Source organism: Bacillota bacterium, assembly GCA_024653485.1.
Lineage (GTDB): Bacteria > Bacillota > SHA-98 > UBA4971 > UBA4971 > UBA6256.
Window position 1 is genome coordinate 83,433 of the sequence record JANLFY010000004.1, and the last position, 21,416, is coordinate 104,848.

At 64.0% G+C, this 21,416-nt stretch carries 10 protein-coding genes; 5 read left to right on the top strand and 5 right to left on the bottom strand.

Translation table 11 applies throughout. The features are described from left to right. Positions 1 to 162 precede the first annotated feature (162 nt). Both NUW12_04370 and NUW12_04375 read right to left on the bottom strand, forming a co-directional pair. The gene (locus NUW12_04370; protein ID MCR4402005.1) at positions 163 to 1,221 is read right to left on the bottom strand and encodes a sigma 54-interacting transcriptional regulator; all 1,059 of its coding nucleotides are present in this window, start codon (positions 1,219 to 1,221) and stop codon (positions 163 to 165) included. Between the two features lie 920 nt (positions 1,222 to 2,141). Next, positions 2,142 to 4,463 (bottom strand): helicase-related protein, encoded by a 2,322-nt coding sequence (locus NUW12_04375; GenBank protein ID MCR4402006.1) that lies wholly within the window; start codon positions 4,461 to 4,463, stop codon positions 2,142 to 2,144. A 323-nt stretch (positions 4,464 to 4,786) separates the two neighbouring features. Here NUW12_04375 and NUW12_04380 point away from each other — a divergent pair, with 323 nt between their 5' ends. Together NUW12_04380 and NUW12_04385 are read left to right on the top strand one after the other, a co-directional pair. Further along, positions 4,787 to 5,770, top strand: a complete 984-nt coding sequence (locus tag NUW12_04380) for a ComF family protein (GenBank protein ID MCR4402007.1) — start codon at positions 4,787 to 4,789, stop codon at positions 5,768 to 5,770. A 974-nt stretch (positions 5,771 to 6,744) separates the two neighbouring features. Further along, entirely contained in the window at positions 6,745 to 9,291 is a 2,547-nt protein-coding gene (locus NUW12_04385; protein ID MCR4402008.1) for a sigma 54-interacting transcriptional regulator, read from the top strand. Positions 9,292 to 9,369: 78 nt separating this feature from the next. Here NUW12_04385 and NUW12_04390 read toward each other — a convergent pair whose 3' ends face one another. The 3 genes from NUW12_04390 to NUW12_04400 all read right to left on the bottom strand — a co-directional run bounded on the left by NUW12_04390 (position 9,370) and on the right by NUW12_04400 (position 13,747). After that, a complete protein-coding gene (locus NUW12_04390) occupies positions 9,370 to 12,282 on the bottom strand; it encodes a CHAT domain-containing tetratricopeptide repeat protein (protein MCR4402009.1) in 2,913 nt (970 codons plus the stop codon). Positions 12,283 to 12,339: 57 nt separating this feature from the next. Then, the gene (locus NUW12_04395) at positions 12,340 to 12,966 is read right to left on the bottom strand and encodes a carboxypeptidase-like regulatory domain-containing protein (protein ID MCR4402010.1); all 627 of its coding nucleotides are present in this window, start codon (positions 12,964 to 12,966) and stop codon (positions 12,340 to 12,342) included. A 175-nt stretch (positions 12,967 to 13,141) separates the two neighbouring features. Beyond that, positions 13,142 to 13,747: a sigma-70 family RNA polymerase sigma factor gene (locus NUW12_04400; protein MCR4402011.1), complete on the bottom strand. Its 606-nt coding sequence runs from the start codon at positions 13,745 to 13,747 to the stop codon at positions 13,142 to 13,144. Positions 13,748 to 14,182: 435 nt separating this feature from the next. On the opposite strand from NUW12_04400, the gene NUW12_04405 reads away from it, so the two are divergent. The 3 genes from NUW12_04405 (at position 14,183) to NUW12_04415 (ending at position 21,262) form a co-directional block, all read left to right on the top strand. Next, positions 14,183 to 14,428, top strand: coding sequence for a YezD family protein (locus NUW12_04405; GenBank protein ID MCR4402012.1), 246 nt, complete (start codon positions 14,183 to 14,185; stop codon positions 14,426 to 14,428). Positions 14,429 to 14,755: 327 nt separating this feature from the next. Then, positions 14,756 to 20,422 carry an Ig-like domain-containing protein gene (locus tag NUW12_04410; GenBank protein ID MCR4402013.1) on the top strand — a complete coding sequence of 1,889 codons (5,667 nt, stop codon included), beginning with the start codon at positions 14,756 to 14,758 and terminating at the stop codon, positions 20,420 to 20,422. 207 nt (positions 20,423 to 20,629) lie between these two features. Beyond that, positions 20,630 to 21,262: a hypothetical protein gene (locus tag NUW12_04415; protein ID MCR4402014.1), complete on the top strand. Its 633-nt coding sequence runs from the start codon at positions 20,630 to 20,632 to the stop codon at positions 21,260 to 21,262. Positions 21,263 to 21,416 lie beyond the last annotated feature (154 nt).

Here is a 21,416-nt window from a genome sequence, read left to right on the forward strand (position 1 = left end):
GAGCGACGCGCGCCCGCCCGCCCGTTCGAGCGGGCGGCAACCCGCCTTGCGCCGGCAACTCGCCTTGCGCCGGACGCCCGGCTGGCGCCAGTAGCGCACCGTGCGCCGGTAACCTGGAGTGGGAGGTGGTTCGCACGCGGTTCATGCATGAGCACCTCGCCTTCACGTCTTGGACGAGATGCCGTGCCTCTTGAGCTTCTTGTACAACCCGGACCGCGATATGTTGAGCATCTTCGCCGCCTTCGTCTTGTTGTTCCCCGAAGCGCGGAGCGCTGCCACGATGATCGCGCCTTCCTGAGCAGCGAGAGACTCGCCGAGCCCCTGTCCTCTGAATCCTCTGGAGGCGTCAAAGTGTGCACCAACTGCTCCCCAGAAGTACACCGGGATGTGCTCCGGGCGAATCTCGTCGCCATCCGTGAGGTTTAGGGCTCGCTCGAGTACGTTCTCGAGCTCGCGGAGGTTTCCAGGCCAATGGTAGCTCAGGAAGGCGTCCATGACAGCGGGGTGGACCCCTGTCACGGACGTGTGGCACAGCCTGTTCAACTTCTTCAGGAAGCAATCAACGAGCTCCGGCAGGTCCTCCTTCCTCTCCCTGAGCGGCGGGATAGTTATTGTGACCACGTCCAGACGGTAGTACAGATCCTCCCGAAACTCCCCTGTCGACACCATCTTGCGGAGGTCCTTGTTCGTCGCAGCGATCAGCCTGGCGTCCACTGGAACCTCTTTGGTGCCTCCCAACCGCTCTACGGCGCGCTCCTGGATCGCACGCAGGACTTTCGCCTGGAGAACGAGGGGCATGTCTCCGATCTCATCGAGGAAGATGGTGCCTCCTGAGGCCTGCTCGAACTTGCCGGGCTTGCCGCTCCGAAGAGCCCCAGTGAATGCCCCCTCCTCGTAACCGAAGAGTTCCGATTCCATCAGCGTCTCGGGAACGGCGGCGCAGTTCACCACGACGAACGGGCCGCTTGCCCGACCGCTCGCGTCGTGTATGGCGCGGGCGAATACCTCCTTGCCGACACCGGTCTCGCCGAGCAGCAAGACGTTGGAACCACCGCGCGCCGCTCGCCGGGCAAGGTCGCGGGCCGCGGCCACGCCGGGGCTGCGGCCGATGATGGCCGAGAAGGGATCGCGTTCGGCCCCATGAAGGCGGGCGCTGTTCCAGTCTTGCCTGTGAACGTGTCTGCCCCCCGGGGCAATCGTGCCGTGCATCACGGGTGTCATGTGCCTTTACACCTCTCTCTGCCACCAAAGGTAGGTACTCGGGCTGTGGCGCGTTCTGGTTCTTGTGGTGACCCTTTCGGCAGCCGGCCCCCACTACTCCGGCCCACGACAAGCGTGGTCCAGCCCTGTGGCCTCCTTGGGCGTCGGTGGACTGAGGGCCGGGGCACGCCGACGCCGACGGAGCGGCTCCGAGCCCGCGTGTCCGCGCATCCGCAAATGCGTATCAGTAGTGTCCGGGCATGCTAGTACCAGCATATGCGGAGCCCTGCGACCGACATGCGATCGAGGCCGGTGGTCCACCGCCTCGAAACGAGCCCCCAGTGGCGATGCCACGGATCGGGTTTTCTCGCGCTACCGCGAGCTCTGCCCGCTAAGAGCGACGAGGGGCGCCTCGTGTCGAACTTCCCCAAGAAGACGGAATACCCGACAGCGCGACCCACCGCTAGGTCGTGCCACCGGGTATCCAGCATTTGAGTTACGGAGTTGAGCCCGGCCCTGCCGGTCAGATCGGGAGGGGACGTGCCACCACTCCTCCAGTACTGCAGTCTTAGCCGCCCCGGTTCGTACGCTCATTGCGTACGCCCACAGCGACGAGGTGTTCACAAGGACGTGGTGACGCAAGCGTATCGACGTCAGACTCAAGCCGGTGCCGGCGGGCTGCGCTCGCTAAATCCAAGACATTGCTACTGCGAAACGAGCAGACACTTAACAACATAATGACTATTCTATATAACATCCGAAAATCCTCTTGCGGCTCGAGCGGAGGTGAAGAATAAGGCGTACCGTCCGGCCTTCCGAGGATGAAGTCACGGTCGACCGCGGCGTCAGTGAGCGACGGCGAGAGCATGCGGGAGCCGTTGGACTGCCCCCGGCGCGGCCGCTCGCAGCCTGTCATGGGCGTGATTTGGCGTGGCTGCGGCTCACGTCGGTCGTAGGCAATCGCGCGTCACAAGGTATCCTGACTTGGCCGCGTGCTCGTTCATGTCTCGGATCGAGGCGACGGCCGCGCGCATGGCCGGGGACGTGCGCTCGGCGACGTAGTACACGCGAGCGCAGGGATACTCCTGTGACCTGCCGGCGCGTCCAGCCATCTGGACGAGCGTGCCGACGTCGAACACTCGCTCGAAGTCGGCGTAGAGGACCACGACGTCCGCCATGTGCACGTTTATGCCGCGCTCCAGTATAGTGGTGGTCACGAGGACGTCGATCCCCCCATCCTTGAACGCCTCGCGTATCCGGTCGCGGTCAGGGTGCCTTGAGTGGACGAAGGCAACCCGCGCCCGGGCCGCGTGTGCAGGCGATGGATCGCGCCCGCCGACGGCGCGACCGACCCCGGGCCCGGAATCGGCGGGGCAAGTCAGTTGGGCGGTGGACGCGCGCCGGACGTCATGAGAATCACCAACGCCGCGTAAGGCAGTGCTCTGGAAATCGGGACCGTGGTGGACTTCGGACCCGCCAAGTGCGAGGCGGGCGGGGAGAACTGAGGCTTCCGTCGAGGTGGCGGCGGCCGCGGGAGAATCGAAATGCACGGGCAAAACGGCGGGGTCACGGGGTGCGGGCCAGCCAGGGGAGATGAGGGATGCCCTCAGGAGCGCGCAGACTCGTCCGGCGAGATCCACGGTGGGCACGAACACGAAAACGCGATGACCTGCGCGAAGCGAGTCCTCGACGATGGACGCCACCGTAGGCGGCGCCTGAGGCGCGCGTGGGTAATTCGGCCTCCTCCCGGGCATCGACGGCCTTGATAGCACGTCGCTTTCGCAAGCTGGGAGAAGGGGTGTGATGACGATTTCGGGCACCGGAAGAGGATAACCATGGTGGCGCGCTGAGATCCTCGTCACTGCGATCTCGCCGCGGTTCGCCGCGACGAGCAGGGAATCATCAGGCGTCGCCGTCATGTATATCGTCTTGCCGTCAGGCGCCGTTGCCCGGCGGAGGGCGTGGCGGAGCATCCGGCTTCCGCGGAAGGGGAATGCGTCAGCCTCGTCGAGGACGACTAGATCGAAAGCCCGGTAGAACCTGAGCGCCTGGTGGGTCGTGGCGACCACGATGTCCGCGTCCCGGAATCGTTCGCGGGAGGCGCCGCGCAGAGCGACTACGCTCGAGCCCTGCATGGCTGCGGAGATACGCGGCGCGACCTCTGCCACCACGTCGCTCCTTGGAACCGCGAAGAGCACTCGCCCGCCCCGCTGCTGGGCCAGGGCGACGGCGCCCAGACACACCTCGGTCTTGCCCGCTCCGCACACGGCGTACACGAGGCATTCGCGGCGATCGTCCTCAGCAACGAACGATTCCAGGAACCGCGAAGCGTCCCGCTGCGCCTTGGTGAGCTCGAACGGCAGTTGTATCTGGCGCGCTGGAACCTGGTCCGTGCGGAAGGTGGGAGCGCCTGTACTTCCGGGGCTTTCCGAGTCTGCCAGGTGCCTCGGGGCCAGTAGCAGCCCGGCACGTCCGGCACGTCTTGGAGCGTAATAGAGGGGCCGGCACGACCTTGCCTCCCCCATGGAAGCGCACTCCACGCAGCGCAGGCAATCATCGCGACCGCACGAGGCGCAGCTCGCCTCGACGACGTCGCGTCCGCCGCACCTCACGCATGTCGCGATTCCGAAGCGGTCCACGGAGACTGACGGGGCACGACTGACAAGGCCGCCCACGATGAGCACCTGCAGACTGTCCTCGAGCCGCCAGCTGACAGGGCAGCCCCGCTCTTCCAGAGCGCGTCTGATCTCGTGGTCGAACAGGATCCGCCCCTCGAGGACCTCGCGCACCTCCTCGACTTGCTCCAACGATGGTACCTCCACTGCCTGGCAATCTGCAACGGTTATGGTGGCCCATCTAGCACGGGGGTCAGTCGGATCGCTTCGAGGGTCGAGGCCTCGCAGCGCGCTGATAAGTCGCGACAAGAGCCGGCCGCCGGCCGTTCGACTTCGGTCGCTCTCCGCGGAACTCTGGCCCCCGGGATGGGTGCACTCGAGATTCGCCCCACGCGTCCCATGCCGAAGCTCACGCCTTGCCCGCGTCAGCTTTCTTGCGAAGCGATCGTCAACCCGCTCTCTTAGTCTCGCCGCGTCGCGTTCCGCAAGAGCGATCGGCATGGGACCGCTCACGACTGTCAGCTGCTCGTATCCCCTTCTTGCGAGGACCGCAAGGTCCAGAGGCGGATAGTGGGTGACGCCCACGACCTGGGGTGTTCCTTCCCACGGCGTGCGAGCAACGTACACGAAGTAGAGGTCACCTAGCATTTAGCACTCCCCCGACACGTCCCATGGAGACCGGTTGCCTTCGGCTCTATCGTAGAGAGCCTTCGAGCGAGCAACGTCATGTCCTTCCACAAAGTGGTATGTCACCCAACTATAACACATTCAGGTGATCTTGTTATCCATTGTTGAAGAATCATTCATTCTGGTGATGGTGTCTCTCTTGTGAGGATGCTAACATTGCGTTGGATGCTGGAAACCAAGCACGCAAGGGCCGCCCGGTTCACGGAGCCGTAAGACGATGGGAAGCATTGATCTTGCTTGTGCCCGAGACGCACTCAGGGGCAAGTTCGGCTGGGGGGTGTCGTATGGTTCATTGGTCAGCACGCCGACAATCATACGCAGATTGCTCAAGTGAGAGTGCCGCGGGGGCACGTGCATGGTCGTCCTCCAGCTCGCCGGGCGAGTCACGTGGCTCTGATGACGAACTGCGCGGCGCCGATGCCGCGCCGAGCGGCGCGTGGTCAGGAGCCAAGCAGGCCGTTGCGAGGTTTCTCAAAGACGTCCTCGACATCCTCTTGCCGGAAGAGACAGGTTGCGTCCTGTGTGGACAGGTTCGCAGCAAGGGCATGGAGGAGGTTTTCTTCGCCCCGATATGCTCCGGCTGTCTTGGCAGGATACCTTTCGTGCGGTCGCCGTACTGCCAGCTTTGCGGCCGACCGCTGAGAGGCGCGCGCACGGACACGGTCGGCGTCGCCGTGAGAGACACAGTCGTATGCCGCGACTGCGCGTCAGGAGGAAGGTTCTTCACGCTTGCGCGAGCGGTCGGCGTGTACGACGGTGTCCTCAAGGACTTCGTTCATGCCATCAAGTTCCACGGCCGCCGTGAGCTTGTGGAGGGTATCGGTGTCCTTATGGCCAGAGTCGCTGCGCGTGAAAAGGCTATGAGGACGTCGCAACTCTTGGTGCCTGTGCCGCTGCATCCAAAGCGCTTGGCGGAGCGCGGCTACAACCAGGCGGAGTTGCTCGCACGGACGGTTGGATCCTGCCTCGGCCTACCTACGAGGACGGCTCTGGCGCGCAGCATCCTCACGGGCGAACAAAACAAGCTCGGAAGGCGCCAGAGGCACGACAACCTCCGCGGAGCATTCGTGGTCCCTCATCCCATTGAGGTAGCTGGCAAGAGCATCCTGCTCGTGGACGACGTCATCACAACTGGCGCCACCGCCAACGAGTGCTCTCGAGCGCTCTTGCGCGCCGGGGCCGCTACGGTGCGTGTGCTTGCCGCAGCAGTGGCACCGCTAGAGGAGGAGTGGTTGCGTTCAAGTGTAAGTGACACTTGGTCACGGTGAATGGGTGAGACACAGGCAGGAATCCCCTTGTGTACCCCAGGGCCTGGTGTGCAAGGGCCCGATGTCCGGGGGCATGGCGTCGTCGAGGCGCTTGCCGTCCGGCGTACGCTCTCCAGTGAAGACCCTCGATAGCTTGACCTCCCGCAGTCCGGTGCAAGTCCCGTGTCATGTCCTTCTCATAGTCGTGCGGAGTCTTTCACCTCTCGTTTCCTTCTTGAGCACCGAGTCCACCACATTCGTACTCCGTCCGCACTAGAACTCCACGTTCTCCAAGACAGGGTGTTATGTTTTCGGACAACTGTGCGTATTAGTGTACAAACGCGCTTTTGGTACGTGCCGATAGATCTGGTACTGAGAATGGTACTGCGTCCGTGACCTGTGGTGTGCGACAATATGCACATGGCGAGAGCGGGACGTGTCGGGATATCGCGACATGTCTCCGATTGAGGACACTCGTCTAGGCGAGCGCCCGGCTTCTGTTCCATGAACCGGCAACGATGCTCGCAAAGAGCATCGGATAGTCGTTTCCGGCGCCAAACTTTCGGACGACTATGGTATCGACCACGGAGGCGCTGCTTCGTGGAACTGAGACTCACTGGTATGGAGGAGGCCCGGGAGCGAAGTCGTGAGGAATCAAGAGGATTGTTAAGGTGAGCTTAAAGGGGGGGGTATGGTAGCTCAATGTGAGACAGACATAATCAATGCGGTCCGTGAGGCCGGCGAGGAGAGAGCGGGCGGAGACCGGCGTCGCGTGGGGCGTGGTCCGTTGGTGGGGGACAACGGTCCGGGAGGCATCCTTGCGACTCGTGTGCCGCACGCCGGGACTGTCCGGTGGACCAGGCAGCGCGCTCCGAGGGAGAGGTGTGGTCTGCTGTGACGTCCCGCATGCAACCGCACTGCGCCTGCGCACATCGGCGCGCCGGCCACGATTCTTGCGACTTTCGAAGCGCTTTCACAGGCGGGGTGATGCGTCATTGAGCGCTATTGCCATAGAAGAGAGCAGGTGTAGAAAGTGCTATGCGTGCATAAGGGCATGTCCCGTCAAGGCCACGAAGGTTGAGGACGGCCTCTTGAGAGTGATCGATGACATGTGTATCGCGTGCGGGGAATGCCTCGAGGCATGCGGCACGGGGGCGCGGCGCGGCGAGGACTTCATTGGTTCGATCGATACGTTCTTGGCGGAGGGGAGGGCCGTCGCACTGCTGGATCCATCGTTCCCAGCGGCGTTCCCCACGGTCTCGGCGGGTCACGTGGTGGCGGGCCTGGCGGCTCTCGGGTTCTCGGAGGTGCGAGATACCTCGCTGGCCACGGTGCGCGTGGCTCAGGCGTACAGGGCTTTGCTGCGTTCTTGCGCGCGGGATGAGACGGACCGCACGGACTGGGTTGGGACCAGTCAGGGACGTCCTGTCCTTTCCTCGTTATCGGATCTGGCTCCGCGGCCAACCCAGGGGCCCGACTCTGGCTCGGGCTTGGCCTCGGGTTCGAGAGCGGGCGAGGACTCCTTCATGCCGTTCGGGCGTCCTCTCGTCGTTCCGGCCATAAGTTCATCGTGCCCTGCTGTCGTGCGCCTGGTGGAGAGGCACTACCCTGACCTCGTGGGGAACCTCGTGCCGATGGCCTCGCCCCCGGTCGTGGCGGCGCGCGCCATACGAGCAGAAGTCAGAGCGGGTTGCGGCACCGGACCAGGCACGCGTTCCGAAGGCCACGGTCGCACAGACGCCGCGTTGCCACCAACCGACCGGGACACAAGGATCGTGTATGTAGGTCCATGCCTCGCCCGAAAGGCGGAAGTCTCCGACCTCGGCATTGCGTCAGGGATCGATGCGGTCCTGACGTTCGACGAGCTCGCTGCGGTGTTCGAGGAGAGAGACATAGTCCTTCGGGACCTCGCCCCACGCGCGCCTGACGGCACCGTTGCCCCGAGAGGTCGGTACACGGCTTTCGCCGGCGGGCTCTCGTGGTTGATGGGAATCTCGAAAGGACTAGCTGATGAAGACCTCGTGATCGCGGCGGGCAAGTCGCGATGCATTGAGGTCATGAGCGACCTTGCGCGGGGCGTGCTGACCTCCACGTTCGTGGACGCATCGATGTGCCGCGGATGTTTAGACGCGCCCGCGCTGCGCAGACTCTCGTCGATCTCCGTACGCAAGAGGGTGTGCCGGGTCTTCGCCTCACATGGTGGCGGTCCTGACGCGCCCGACCCTTCATCGAGCGGGGTCGACGATGCGGCCGCAGCCGGGGACGAACACGGCGCGGGTCGCCCGTTTGACGCCGCCGGCGGGACGGAGCTCGACGCCCGCGATCTCGGACGCGACTTCAAGCCGGGTGGGGTGAGGTTGCCGATACCGAGCGAGTCAGAGATAGCTGAGATTCTTGCGTTCGCCGGAAGGCTGTCGCCTCAGGACCACCTGGATTGCGGAATGTGCGGGTACCCAACCTGCAGGGCGTTCGCTATTGCCGTCTATCAGAACATGGCACGCTCTGATATGTGCCTGCAGTACCTCGTTGAGAGGCTCAAGGACAAGGTCCAGCACATGAAGGCCGAGCTGGTGTCGGTGAGGACGTCGTCCTTCGACGACATTTACGGCGCGAGCCGCCAGATGACTGTGGCAAAGGACCTCGCCGAAAGGGCGGCAAGAAGCGGGTCCACCGTGCTCCTGCTGGGGGAGAGCGGCGTCGGCAAGGAAGTATTCGCCAGGGCGATCCACGCCGCAAGCTCACGCCAGGGCGGGCCATTCGTGAGCGTGAACTGCGCTGCTATCCCCGACAGCCTCATGGAGTCGGAGCTCTTCGGCTACACGGATGGCGCGTTCACGGGAGCTACCAAGGGCGGCAAGCCCGGCAAGTTCGAGTTGGCGTCGGGGGGAACCATCTTCTTGGACGAGATCGGCGACATGTCCCTTCAGCTCCAGGCGAAGCTGCTGCGCGTGCTGCAGACTCATAAGGTGGAGCGCGTCGGCGGGACCCGCGAGATCGATGTGGACGTGCGTGTCATGGCTGCCACAAACAAAGACCTCGAAGCGATGGTGGGGCAAGGGACGTTCCGGTTGGACCTGTACTACCGTCTCAATGTGGTAACCATCCGCATACCGCCTCTGCGGGAGCGAATAGAGGACATACCGCTGATAATCAGCAGGTCGCTGGCAAAGCTGTCGGCACGCTGTCCCACGAGAGTCACGTCGGTGTCACCCGAGGCTCTTCGGATCTTGCTCGACTACTCCTGGCCCGGCAATGTAAGGGAGCTGGAGAACGTCCTCGAGAGGGCGCTCAACCTAGCGGATGGCGAAGTCATTGACGTGGAGCATCTGCCCGGGCACGTCGTGAGCGCTAGCAGGAGGCCTGGCCGTCTGTCCATGCGACTTGCGGGCGAAGCCCTCGACGACGTCATCTCCAGGGCGGAGCAGGAGGCGATAGTCGAGGCGCTCCGGGCAACGGACAACAACAGAAGCCTTGCGGCTAAGAAGTTGGGCATCTCGCGGTCGGCCTTCTACGAGAAGCTGCGCAAGTATAACATGGTGTAGTGCCTACCGCTTCCCCGCCGAGCGTGCGCGCTGCCGGGTCCAACGGGAGGTGGCTGCTGCTGCGGAGGAGGAGTCGCGCTAAGGCCTAGGATCGCCCAATACCACGAAGGGCGCCCAGTAGTACGGATGAGGGGCGCGGCGTCTCATGCGCATCGCCGCGCTCCTCAGGGCCTCGGGCTTTGTCCGTCCGGCGAGCAGCGATCGGTAGAACTCCACCGCGAGGTCCACGGTGCTCTCGTCGTTAACCTTCCAAAGGCTTGCTACCAGTGACGATGCACCTGCGAGGAACACCCCACGGGACAAGCCCAGGAGCTCATCGCCGCTTGACACGTACGCCACACCCGTCTGGCACGCCGACAGCATCACGAGGGCACACTCCATCCGCGTTTCGAAGATGTCCGAGGCCGAAAGAGAGCCGCTTGCGAGTCTGATGTGGGATCTCATGGGGTCCTCAGGATCGAAGACCGCGTGGCCCGCTATGTGGACTACGTCGAAGCCCGATGCATTTCGGGCGAGCGACTGTACCGTCGCGTCCTCGCCCAGTAAGAGCTGTGCGTTTCCGGTTCCGAAGAGCTCTGCGACCCTCTCACACTCGAGCTCCGCAAGCGGGGCGGCGTCGTCCTTCACACCGACTGCGAGGCACGTGCGGGCGGCGCGGCGGCCCTTTGCCCAGATGGCCGCGAGCGCCTTGAGACTTGGAGCGAGAGAGACCTCGTGGCTGTCTATCACGTACCTCCGTCCATCGTGCAGGACGTGGAACGGCACGTGGTGTAGGGGCCCGTGGGGTAGGATGAGAATGCGACGCTTTCCGGCTATGAGGCTTTCGACAGGGGCCATGAGAGCGTCGTAGAGGGCACGGGCATGGTCCTCGTATGACTCGAGAAGCTTTCGCATGTGGCAAGAGACGAAGCTCCTCGGTGTGCTTTGCATGATCTCTATGTCGGTATACAGCCAGGCTATAAGGTCGTCGATGCGAGCTCTGTCGATTCCGACGGTCACGAGCTGCACTTCGGGCGGGCGGGTGCTCCCGCGGGACGCGCATCCATTGGACCTGGTGATGACGAAGACGAGGGCTTCGCTAGGTAGCAGGTAGAACTCGATGATGGCGTCGGCGACGTCTTCGTCCGAGAGAGCCCTGTCTGCGAACATCATCGGATCACTTGAGACTTCCAGTCCGAAGCGTTCGTCGTCACCGGCCCCCCGCAAGGGGCGCGGAGGATGAGGAGCGCTACCTGGCCGCCCATTCACTCTTGGCGAACCGTCGATAGCGACCCCACTACGCGTGGCCAGCTTCAGCCAGTCCACGAAAGCTTGGCTCTTCGCCCTCTCCACTAGCGCAAGGGCATCAATCTTTCTGTCCAGCCTGCGCGCTAGGGATACGGCCGCATCGTACACGCGAGTCTTGTCAAAGACGAAGCTGGTCTTGAGGCGGTCTTCGGAAAGAGACTGCCTCATCCGTTCGATCTCCCGAATAGAGCTCATGTAGAGATCGAGAGCGCGAGACGGGTCGCAAGCCTCGGCGGCTCGCGCAAGCCCGTAGAGCGCGGGGTAGGCAAGGTCCGGCACGTCCCGCGCCGCCGCGACGTCGAGGGCTTCCTGGCACGCTTCCCGGGCCTGGGCGAGATCACCGAGCTCGACGTGGCACAGCCCGAGGTAAAGGCTCGCCTGGGCCTTGTAGGTGTCTATGGACTCATCTTGTTGAAAGCGCGTTCGCGCCGAGGCGAAACGTTCGATCGCCTCGCGATGACGTCCGGTCTCGGCAAGGAGCCTTCCCTTGTAATACTCCACCCATCCCATCTTCTGGCGGACGTCAAGCCGTTCGAAAGCCTTCCCCGCACGGTCGAGGAGCTCGAGGGCTTCGTCCGTCCTACCGAGGCTCGCAAGGGCGATGCTCGCGTTCACATCTATAGTCGCCGCTTCCGTTTCCATCCCGGCTGAGGCTATCGCCGGCCTCGCCTTCTCGAAGAGCTTTAGGGCCTCGTCGGGCCGGTTTATCTTCCAGTAGACGAGCGCGCGATTGTTGTTCACGAAGGCCGCCTGGACGAGCATGCCGCTTTGGACGAGGTCGGCCTCCGCCCTCTCGTACCATTCCAGCGCGTTGTTGAACCTGTCCTGGTACCAGGACACCGTGCCCTTGGCCTTCGCCGCCCGGCCGCGCCATGCAAGGTCGCCACATTGCGTGAACGTCGCCAAGGCCTCGTCGGACAAGACGGCAGCTTCCGCAAACTCGCCACACGACATGAGAGACTCTGCCATCATCACCTTTACGCGCGCAATTTCTCGATCGACGTACCGTGCATCACCGGCGTAGCCTGGCCCGCGCGGGACGCGGGCGAAGCTCGGGGAAGGATCGCTCACGAAGGCTCCTTGCGCCACGTCCGGAGGGCTTTGGGCGGCAGTGCGGTGGGTGGCGGCGTCAGACGCGGACTCTCCGATGAGGCGGTAATTCGCCAGGGCGTTCCTGAAATGGTGCAGAGCTTGGCGGAACTCCGTCTTCCTATGGTGCACCTCTCCCAGTGCCGCTTCGCACGCTGCGAGTCCGAGGAGCGCCAAGGCCCTCCCGGAGCTGTCAGTGTTGAGCGCGCCCTCATCCTGCGCGGCGGTGTCCTCGGGCGCGCCGGTGAGGTGGTACTCGGCCAGCGACTCCCATTGCTTGCGGGCGTCCTCAAGGACAGCCTCGGCTCCTTCGTGGTTGCTCAATAGGGACAGGGCCCTGCCCTCAGCCACCTTGAGCCAGAGCAGCCCGGCGGCGGCACCAGGGAGTAGTCGTGTCCAGGGTGTGCCTTTCCCGTCGGTCGTCGCCGGCATGTCCGAGAGGCCCTCGGGCAGAGCCTCGCGGGCCCCTCCCGATACCATTCCTGCGTTACCCTTCGGCGGGGGGCTCCCGATCGCTTGCCTGCAGCGTCCGACGGCGTCCAATGCGGCTTCGGCCTTGCCTTGATCCAGCAGGGTGAAGATCTGCAAGAGAGCCTCGGCGAGGCTTGCGTCCACGGTGCTCGTGCCTCCCGGCTCGGCTTTGACGCGCTTCTCAGCCCGCTGCGGTTCGCATCAGTGTGCCTTCACATCAACGCGGCATCTCGCGTCGCCCTTGTGGTTCTTCACGACTAGAGTATACGTGCCCGGTCGCAGCCCTCTGAACACGAATCGACCGAGGGTATCGGTGGTGGTCTGCTCGACCAGGCTATCTTGAACGTCCAGGAGCTCCAGAGTGAGCCCTGAAAGATCCTCGCGCGATGCGTCGAAGACCTGGCCCCGCACGTCGTGTCCCCTGACGACGACCTGTACTGTCCCGCCCGAAGGCAAGGGAGCGGATTCTGCTGAGCGAGTGGCGGTCTGAGGAACGAGGAAGCCCGGTCCGTACACGCGAAGCCGCCCAGCAGCGCGGCTTCTTGACACGCCTTGTGGGCGCCTCCCCACCCGTGAGCCTGTTTCCGCTCGTGCGTCGGCGCCGGCGGGGAATATGTCGAACGCCCTTTTCAGGACACGCTCAGGAACCTCCTCCCACACATCGTCCTCGCGGAGCGACGCGGCGAGCGCCTTCATGGCCTGGAGCTCTCTGCTGCACTTCTCGCAGCCGCCGGCCAGGTGCATGCGAGCTACAAGTCTCGACGGAGTCTCGGTCTCAGAGAGACCGAGAGCGTAATCAGCTATCTCCCTACGGGTGAGGCAACGCATTCTCAACACCATGCCCTTCCCAATGCTTACCTTACTGTCCTAGGCGAACGCCATCCGGGTCCCGATCCCTGCCTTGCGCCGGTCGCCGCTCGGCCGCTCGAATGACGGCCTTCCGCCCCGGGAGGTGCCCACCGCGGGCTGCTTCCCGCGGGTGAGCCGGGTCAGGCGCGTGCGTCTAGGTTACGGCACCCATGTTCACTAGCACCTGCCTGAGGCGCGCGAGCGATCGCGACGTCAGCGCGGCGGCCACTTTCTCGCTGCGACCCGTGAGTCTCGCAATCTCATTGTAGGGCAGGTCTTTGTAGAAGCGGAGGTAGAGCAGTTTGCGACTCTCCTCCGGAAGCCGGGCCAGGGCCTGCCTTACCGTGACCCTGTCGGCAAGTCTCGAGATCTCATCATCAATGCGCGAGGCGGCTCGTCCGTCGACCGGCTCGTGCCCGTCCGTCCAAGCCTCGACCTGTCCAGACGGAATCTCAGGGCCGCCCGACCTGGCCTTCGCTCTCATCTGGTCGATGCAGACGCTCCTCGTGACCCTGGAGATCCACCTCTTGAAGCCGCCCGCTTCCTGTCGGTCGCAGCTTCGGTATTGCTCGAGACTCGTGTAGACTTTCGTGAACACCGCCTGAAATGCCTCTTCGGCCTCGTCAGCGGACATGTGAAAAGACCTGATGGCTATGGCGTACACGTACGAACCGTACCGGGTGACTAGAGTCTCCCACGCTTCGCGACGCCCTGCCAGACACATGGCCACGAGCTCATCGTCGGCGATGCTCCGGACCAACTGGCTTCCCTCCCATCGGAACGATTCGTCGACGCTTCGCGATTTCCTGCTATGTACCGTGGTCCATGGGAGGCGGCCTCACCGTCCGGACGTCCCGATCGCCGGACACGTGCGCTCTCCCACACACCTTGGCAAACAGGTGCTAGCGCTCTGGAACGAGCCAAGTGGTTGACAAGCTGTACCGCGTGCCGGACACATGCTCCTTGCGCGAGGGCACGGCGCCCGGGCTGTGCCGGGACGTCTACGGCAGCGTACACGCAGGTAAACATGGTTTCGACCTCCGTCCACGGTCCCGCGCACTCTTGGCACGGCGATTGCGAAGGACGGGAGGAGGGGGTGGCTAGTCCACTGCGGTTCGCCCGACTTAACTAGCCCACACGAGTTCCATCCTGACCGGTATGAGGCGGAGTGGAGCGGCAGGGGATGGTGCAGGGGATGGCAGCAGGTTGGATTGATGCCAACGAGCCGGATCGCCAGAAGAGGCTGTCTGCAGGCGGCGGCTCCGAGACAGGCGATGGTGGCACGGCGAGCGCGAAGTGGTGGGCGAGTGAGCTCGGCCGCGAGGCGCTGGACCAGATCGTCCGTGCCATAAGCAGTGTCTCGTACGGCCAGGTGGTCATCATGGTCCAGGACGGCAAGGTGGTTCAGATAGACCGCACGGAGAAGGTCCGGCTGAGGTAGGCACGCACGCGCGCTTTGGAGCATTGCCGCCGGTGGGGTTGGGCGTGGCGGAGGTCGAGGGCGTCAAGCGTCCGGCGCACCGCGCGCGGCTTCCCGGGCTTCCCGGCTCAGCACGTGGACAAGCCTCGTCTTCTCGAGAGCTGCGAGAGGCGCTGCATTCATCACCTTGGCGGTTTGGCGGGGCATGTGGAATTCGCTATCCGGCGGGAGGTGACCCATATCGAAGCCATCATACGGTTGAGGAGCGGGTAGCGTTGTCGAGGAGGACAAAGAGAGGTAATCGACCCCGACTAGGTCGATTATCCGAAGAAGAAAGGGGAGAAGTAGATGGGACGGATTAAGCCGAAGTGGTTGCTTCGCACTGTTCTAGTGGCGCTCGTCGCGGCCGTGGCCCTTCCCGCGATTCCGGTGCTCGCGGCGCCTCCCGAGTACGTGGACATCACCGAGCCGACAGGGGCCAGTTGGTTGGCGAGGAAACCGGGCGCGTCGGTCACGGTGGCTTTCCAGTACACTTCCAATCCTAGCGTAGCGCCTACGACGACGCGGGCGCTCGCCAGGATCTGCAAGGTGGGCGCGGACCCAAACGATCCGGGGCTCGATACCGTCTTGGTCGAGGCCTGGCAGGATCTACCCAACGGCTCGGGACTCTCCGCATCGATCAACTTGACGATTCCCGCGGGGCTGCCGGAGGGCAGTTACGATGCGAGAGTCATCTTGACCAACAGCGACGGAAATCCGGTAACTGACTGGGAGACGGGCGCGATCATCGTGGACAACAGCGTGCCGGACGCCCCGACGAACCTTGGGATCACGCAAGACGCCAATCCGGGGCCTGACGGGTACGTGAACACAGGCACGCCCACTTTCACTTGGACCGCAGCCACCGACACCGGGAACCCGCCGTCCGGCATTGCGAAGTACTGGATTGAGATCGGTAACGAGTTCTCGTGGAGAGAGGTCGAGGGAACGAGCTACACCGTGCCCGGCGCGGACGAGCTCGCTCCTGGCCAGTACACCGTTCGCGTGAAGGCGGAAGACAAGGCGGGCAATACCGGCGTACAAGCGGCTCTGCTTACCTTCATCGTTGACACCGAACCGCCAGACGCTCCAATGCTCACTGGTGAACCACCCTTCACCAAGGGCACTAGCAACACGGTGGAGTGGGATGCGGTGAGCGATGCGACTACCGGTACGTGTGAGTACTTTGTCGAGGTGAGCGATGACGACTTCGCGACTTCACTTGCCTCCAGCGAATGGATACCTGGGACGAGCTGGACGTTCGACGATCTCGAAAGCGGCACTCAATACTACTACCGCGTCAAGGCACGTGACCTTGCGGGTAGCGAGAGCGACTGGTCCGAGGTAGAGTCTTCGACGCAGGACGACGCACCACCCGAGATCGACATGCAGACCGTCGAGCCCGAGGAAGGGTCATGGAGCAACGTCGCCAGCTTGACCGTTTCGGTCGAGGTGTCCGACGACATATCGGGTGTGGATGACGAAGCGTCCATCTTCACCGTCGACGGCAACCCGCCCGACGACGGCACGCAGAGCTTCTCAGGAGGCGTTCTGAGCGGCCAATTCTCAGAGCTTGTCACTGGAATACACACGGTGTACGTCAAGGCGTTCGACAACGCCGCGCCTGACGGCAACTCGGCCGAGGCCACGTGGGCGTTCGGGGTGGACCTGATTGGGCCTGTGCACAGCGACTGGCAGCCTCGTGGGTGGATCTCGGACGCCTCACCTACGGTGAGCGTGAACTACACCGCTGATCCTTCCGGACTTGACATCTCGGCGGAGAACGACATCAGGCTGCGCCGGTCCGACGATGGTGTTATCAAGGACGGCACGTGGACCGCAACAGGCGGGCCCGACTATCAGAGCGGCACGATCAGCTACGTTCCCGGAAGCCTTACTGACGGCCAGTGGAACGTAGGTTTGGACATGAAGGATCGAGCGGGAAACACCCTCTCTTGTGGGTGGGTCTTCCTTGTCGACACCACTGCGCCGGCGGCGCCAGGATCGCCGAGCACGACCACGCCTACGAACGATGCCACGCCGGTCTGGACGTGGGGGGCGTCTGCTGGTGACCCGGTAGCCCCAGACGGGACGAATGGGTCGGGCGTCGACCACTACGAAGTCAGGATCGGCACGACAGTGGGCGGCGAGGACGTCCTTGCGGCCACGAACGTGGGGAACGTCACGACGTGGGCGTGCGACATCGACCCGGTCACGCCCGGCGAGCAAGGCCTTGCGGACGGCACCTACTACCTACAGGTGTGCGCCGTGGACGTGCTCGGGAACCGCAGCGCCTGGGTCGGGGACGACACGAGCGTGGTCGTCATCGATACGACCGAACCGACGCTCGGGTCCAACGGGCCAACAGGGTTCATCAATAACGACAGTCCCACGATACGAGTCTCCTTCGATGACACGGCGGGACCGGTAAAGACCGGGTACGGCTCGACGACCGCTCTTGACCTCGACAGCACAAGCCTGCTGCCTCCCATTGACGAGCCTTCTGTGGGAGACCTGTCCGGCGAAATCGAGGAGGACACGTCCGGCCTCGAAGATGGTTCCCACACGGTGAGCATCACCGTGGAAGACAGGGCCGGAAACTCTGCGGCTCTGGAGTGGACCTTCTTCGTGGATACGACTCCTCCGACGCCGCCCACGGTGAGCGCGGACACCTGGACGAATGACACGACCCCGACGTTCACGTTCAGCGGCGCGAGCGACCCATCGCCGGGCAGCGGCCTTGCAGGATATGCCGTGGAGATATACTGCGAAGGCTCTCTGGTGAGGGGGCCGTATCAGGTGGCGTACGCGGCTGGCCCGTTGAGCTGGACGCTGCCTGACGCGGATGCGCTGACTATCGACGATACCTACGAGATCCGGGTGTGGTCCGTGGACGCTGCGGGTAATCAGAGCGAAACCTTCAGCGGGGCTTATGTGGCCATTGACACGGTCGCCCCGGAGCTGTCGAATGAAAGCCCGACCGACTGGCTCTCCAGCGGCGACGACATCACTCTTCTCTGTTACTTCTATGACGAGAGCGGGCTCGATTCGGACCTCACGGAGTTCGTGTTCCACGACGCCGACGACACCGATCCGACGAACGTCCCGATAGGCTCACTACACCAACCGGCCTGGGGCGCGACCTCCGGGACTATCTGGTACGGCCCAGCGGACTATGCCGACGGCACGTGGACTGTGGAAGTCCAAGCCTACGACCGGGCGGGCAATGCTTCCAACCGGCTCGAGTGGACGTTCCAGGTCGACGCCACGGGGCCGGTTCAGCCTGGCGGACCGGTCGCGGGGAACATAGGGGACGATGGGCGCTGGTACATCAACACTCTGCGTCCCACCTTCAGTTGGCCGGCCGGGATAGACCCGCCCGCTTCGGACGGGACGGCCGGCTCTGGGGTGGACCGGTACACGTTCCAATTTGGAACCTGGGCATCCAAGCCCGGCTCGGAAACAAACGAATGGCCTGAGGCGCTCGTGGACGAGAGCGACATCGCTGCTACGCCGGGCACGAGCGTGCAGCAGTGGACACCGGCGTCTGATCTTCCGTTGTCCGCGGGCGTGGAGTACTCAGGGCGCGTGAAGGCGTTCGACGCGCTGGGCAACGCCTCTGAGTGGGCCGACCCCGAGATCGTGTACGACCCCGATCCGCCGACGGCTCCGGGCGCCCCGTCCACGACGAGCCCGACCAGAGACGCCACGCCCGTGTGGACGTGGGCCGGCTCGGAGGACGCGATCTCCGGCGTGGCTCTCTACCATATCCAGATCAGGAGAGCCGGTTCCGTGGATTGGGACGTCCTTGACACGGTGCTTGACATTCCCGACTCCACCAGCAGCCCCGGCGACCAGACGTGGGAGCAGGCTCTGCGGCTCGAGGACGGCACCTACGACATCCGCGTGCAGGCCGTGGACGTGGCGGGCAACTACTCCGAATGGTCCGGCATCGGCACGGTGACGGTTGACACCACGCCGCCTGGAGTGCCGGGCATGCCGCGGCCTGATGAGAGCCCGACCGCCGACGACACACCCACCTGGACGTGGGCTGGTGTCGAGGGAGCGGCGAGCTACAACGTATACCTCGACGACGAGCTGGTCGACAACGTGGATGAGCCCAGCTACACGGTGCCTGACGAGGACGCGCTCGAGGACGGCGAGCACTACCTGCAGGTGAGCTCGCTCGACGCGCTCGGCAACGAAAGCAAGCTGTCTGAGGCCGGGTATGTGGTGATAGACACCGCCGAGCCGGAGGCGCCCGGCATGCTCTCGCTGCCGGAGTACACGAAAGACGACAGCGTGACGTTCATCTGGTCCGCAGTGACCGACGCTGTGGGCTACGACTTCAGCTACAGCGTGGACGGTGGAGAGACGTGGGATCAGGTGGCCGACCTTACGGTGCAGACGTACACGGTAGACATCAGCGGTGCGGAGGATGGCGACGTCATCCAGGGCAAGGTGGTTGCCTATGACGCGGCCGGCAACGTGAGCGACGAGTCGAACGTGGTGTCAACGACCGTGGACCGGACGGGTCCTGTGGTGACGGCGCAGTGGCCGACCGAACCGGTGGACACGAACGACGCGACGCCGACTTGGGAGTGGAGCGGCGACGATGGTGACGGTTGCGGTGTCGCGGGTTACTGGGTAACCCTCGATGAGGACATCACCGTCTGGACGACCGACACCTGGTTCACGCCGGCGTCCCGTCTCGAGGACGGCGATCACCTAGTGGTGGTCGTGGGCGTTGACGAGCTCGGCAACAAGGGCGAGCCTCTGGTGTTCGCTGTCGTAACGACTGACGCCACGCCGCCTGGAGTGCCGGGCATGCCGCAGACGACGAGCCCGACCGCCGACGCGACACCCACCTGGACGTGGGCTGGTGTCGAGGGAGCGGCGAGCTACAACGTATACCTCGACGACGAGCTGGTCGACAACATGGATGAGCCCAGCTACACGGTGCCTGACGAGGACGCGCTCGAGGACGGCGAGCACTACCTGCAGGTGAGCGCGATCGACGGCCTCGACAACGAAAGCGCCAAGTCTGAGGCCGGGTATGTGGTGATAGACATGACCGGCCCAGAGGCGCCAGTGGTCATGCGGATCACGCCGAGTCCGTCCAACCAGACACCGCAGGTATGGGCCTGGTCGAGACCCTCTGACGCCACGAGGTACGACTTCGGCGAGTCGGTTGACGGAGTCACGCCGCCCGAGACGTACACGAACGTGGGCAACGTGGACGTCTACGAGACGAACTTCACGACCGACGGCACCCACTACGTCATGGTCAGGGCATACGACGCTTTGGGTAACGTGGGTGGTTGGAGCGCGGCTGCCTTTGTCGAGATCGACATGACACCGCCTGGCGTTCCCACGAACCTGGCTGTGCCGAGCCCGACCAGCGACAACACACCGACGTGGACATGGACTGCTTCCGAGGGCGACGTCGAAAGATACCAGGTGTCGCTCGACGGCGCGGCGCCCGTGGATGTCGGCGATGCGACCAGCTTCACCGCACCTGCGCTCGCCGACGGTGTGCACAACCTGAGGGTCAGGGCGCTCGACGACTTGGGTAACCTGAGCGCCTGGGCCGGGCCGGCGGAGGTCCTGGTGGATACGGTGGCGCCGATCATCACTCTCATCAACCCGGAGAACGGCGCGAGGCTCAACATCACGACGGCGTCCACGATCCTCGCCGAGCTGTTCGACAGAGGCTCGGGCATCGACCAGTCCGAGGTATGGCTGAAGATCGATGAGGGCGAATGGGTGGCTCCCACCGCGATAGTGAGTGGCACACTCTATTACGTGGTGAACCTCCCGTTCGAGGCCTACGACGACAAGTGGCACTCCATCGAGGTCAAGGCAATGGATGTCGTCGGGAACGAGTCGACGATCCACGCCTGCTTCAAGGTGGAGCTCTACCGCGAAGGCTTCGGCTTCGGCAGGCTGAGATTCCCCGACGAGGACGCCGACTAGGAGGGCTTCCCAGGGCTTCCAACGCCCAGAGGCCAGCGGCTGGCTATGCGAGGCTCCTGCAGCCAGGGGTGATCCTACTGCGGGAGGACATCGACAAGGAGACGGCGGGGTTGGACGTTGTGCAGCCCGGCCCCGCCGCCCGCCCCGCGCCTGGGAGCGGGAAGGTGCAAGTGGGGAGCCACCTTGAGCTAAGGAGGGTATGAATAGATGACAAGACGAGTCTTGCTGTTGGCAGTCACAGCATTGGCCCTCGTCACGGTCTCCGGCTGCATCCGCGGCGGGCAGGCGCCCCCGCCCATCGACGAGGAGGCGATTAAGGCCGGCATCGGTGCAGTCATACACGATTTCGAGGAAGCCGTGGAGGCCTATGACGTCGACGGAATGCTCGAATGCCTGTCCGGCTCGGGCTTCAAGCTGACGCTGATCGAGGACGGTTACTCGTACGACAAGGACTTTGCCACGCTCCAGAGCGAGCTTGAGGCGGATGAGCAGAGCCAGCTCGCCTGGAGGGAGCCTGAACCGGCAGGCTTCGGCTACGCGCTGGATCTCAGGCTTGGGACGCAGGTGTTCTCGAGGGTCACAGCCACCGGAGCTATCGTGACCCAGACCCACGAGGTCTACGAGAGCGCGACCGCTCTTGGGATAAGCCCAGATAGCGCGCTGCTCACGGACAGCGGGGAGATCACCTGGCATTTCGCAAAGATCAGCGGAGAGTGGAAGGCCACAGCCATGACCATCACTTTTGAGTCTGGTACGAAGCTGCGTGCCACCGCTCGACCGTCGGTCCCGGTGTCCAGAGGCTTTGGCTTCGGTGCCGGGGTTCCAGGCCTTGGGCACTGAGTTGACCTCGTGTACACCGGTTGCGCCTAGCGCAGGCGCAGCGCAGAGGTAGAGAGACCCGGGCTCGGGAGGGCAGGCCGGCGCGCCTGCCCTCCTGTCGAGCGGGGGCATCGAGCGGGGAAGCATTGAACCGGAGTATGGACAAGCTTGCCTG

Excerpts from the sequence above, each read along its gene's own strand:
- NUW12_04370 (MCR4402005.1), bottom strand. The coding sequence starts at position 1,221 with ATGACACCCGTGATGCACGGCACGATTGCCCCGGGGGGCAGACACGTT.
- NUW12_04375 (MCR4402006.1), bottom strand. The coding sequence starts at position 4,463 with ATGCTAGGTGACCTCTACTTCGTGTACGTTGCTCGCACGCCGTGGGAA.
- NUW12_04380 (MCR4402007.1), top strand. The coding sequence starts at position 4,787 with ATGGTTCATTGGTCAGCACGCCGACAATCATACGCAGATTGCTCAAGT.
- NUW12_04395 (MCR4402010.1), bottom strand. The coding sequence starts at position 12,966 with ATGCGTTGCCTCACCCGTAGGGAGATAGCTGATTACGCTCTCGGTCTC.
- NUW12_04405 (MCR4402012.1), top strand. The coding sequence starts at position 14,183 with ATGGCAGCAGGTTGGATTGATGCCAACGAGCCGGATCGCCAGAAGAGG.
- NUW12_04410 (MCR4402013.1), top strand. The coding sequence starts at position 14,756 with ATGGGACGGATTAAGCCGAAGTGGTTGCTTCGCACTGTTCTAGTGGCG.
- NUW12_04415 (MCR4402014.1), top strand. The coding sequence starts at position 20,630 with ATGACAAGACGAGTCTTGCTGTTGGCAGTCACAGCATTGGCCCTCGTC.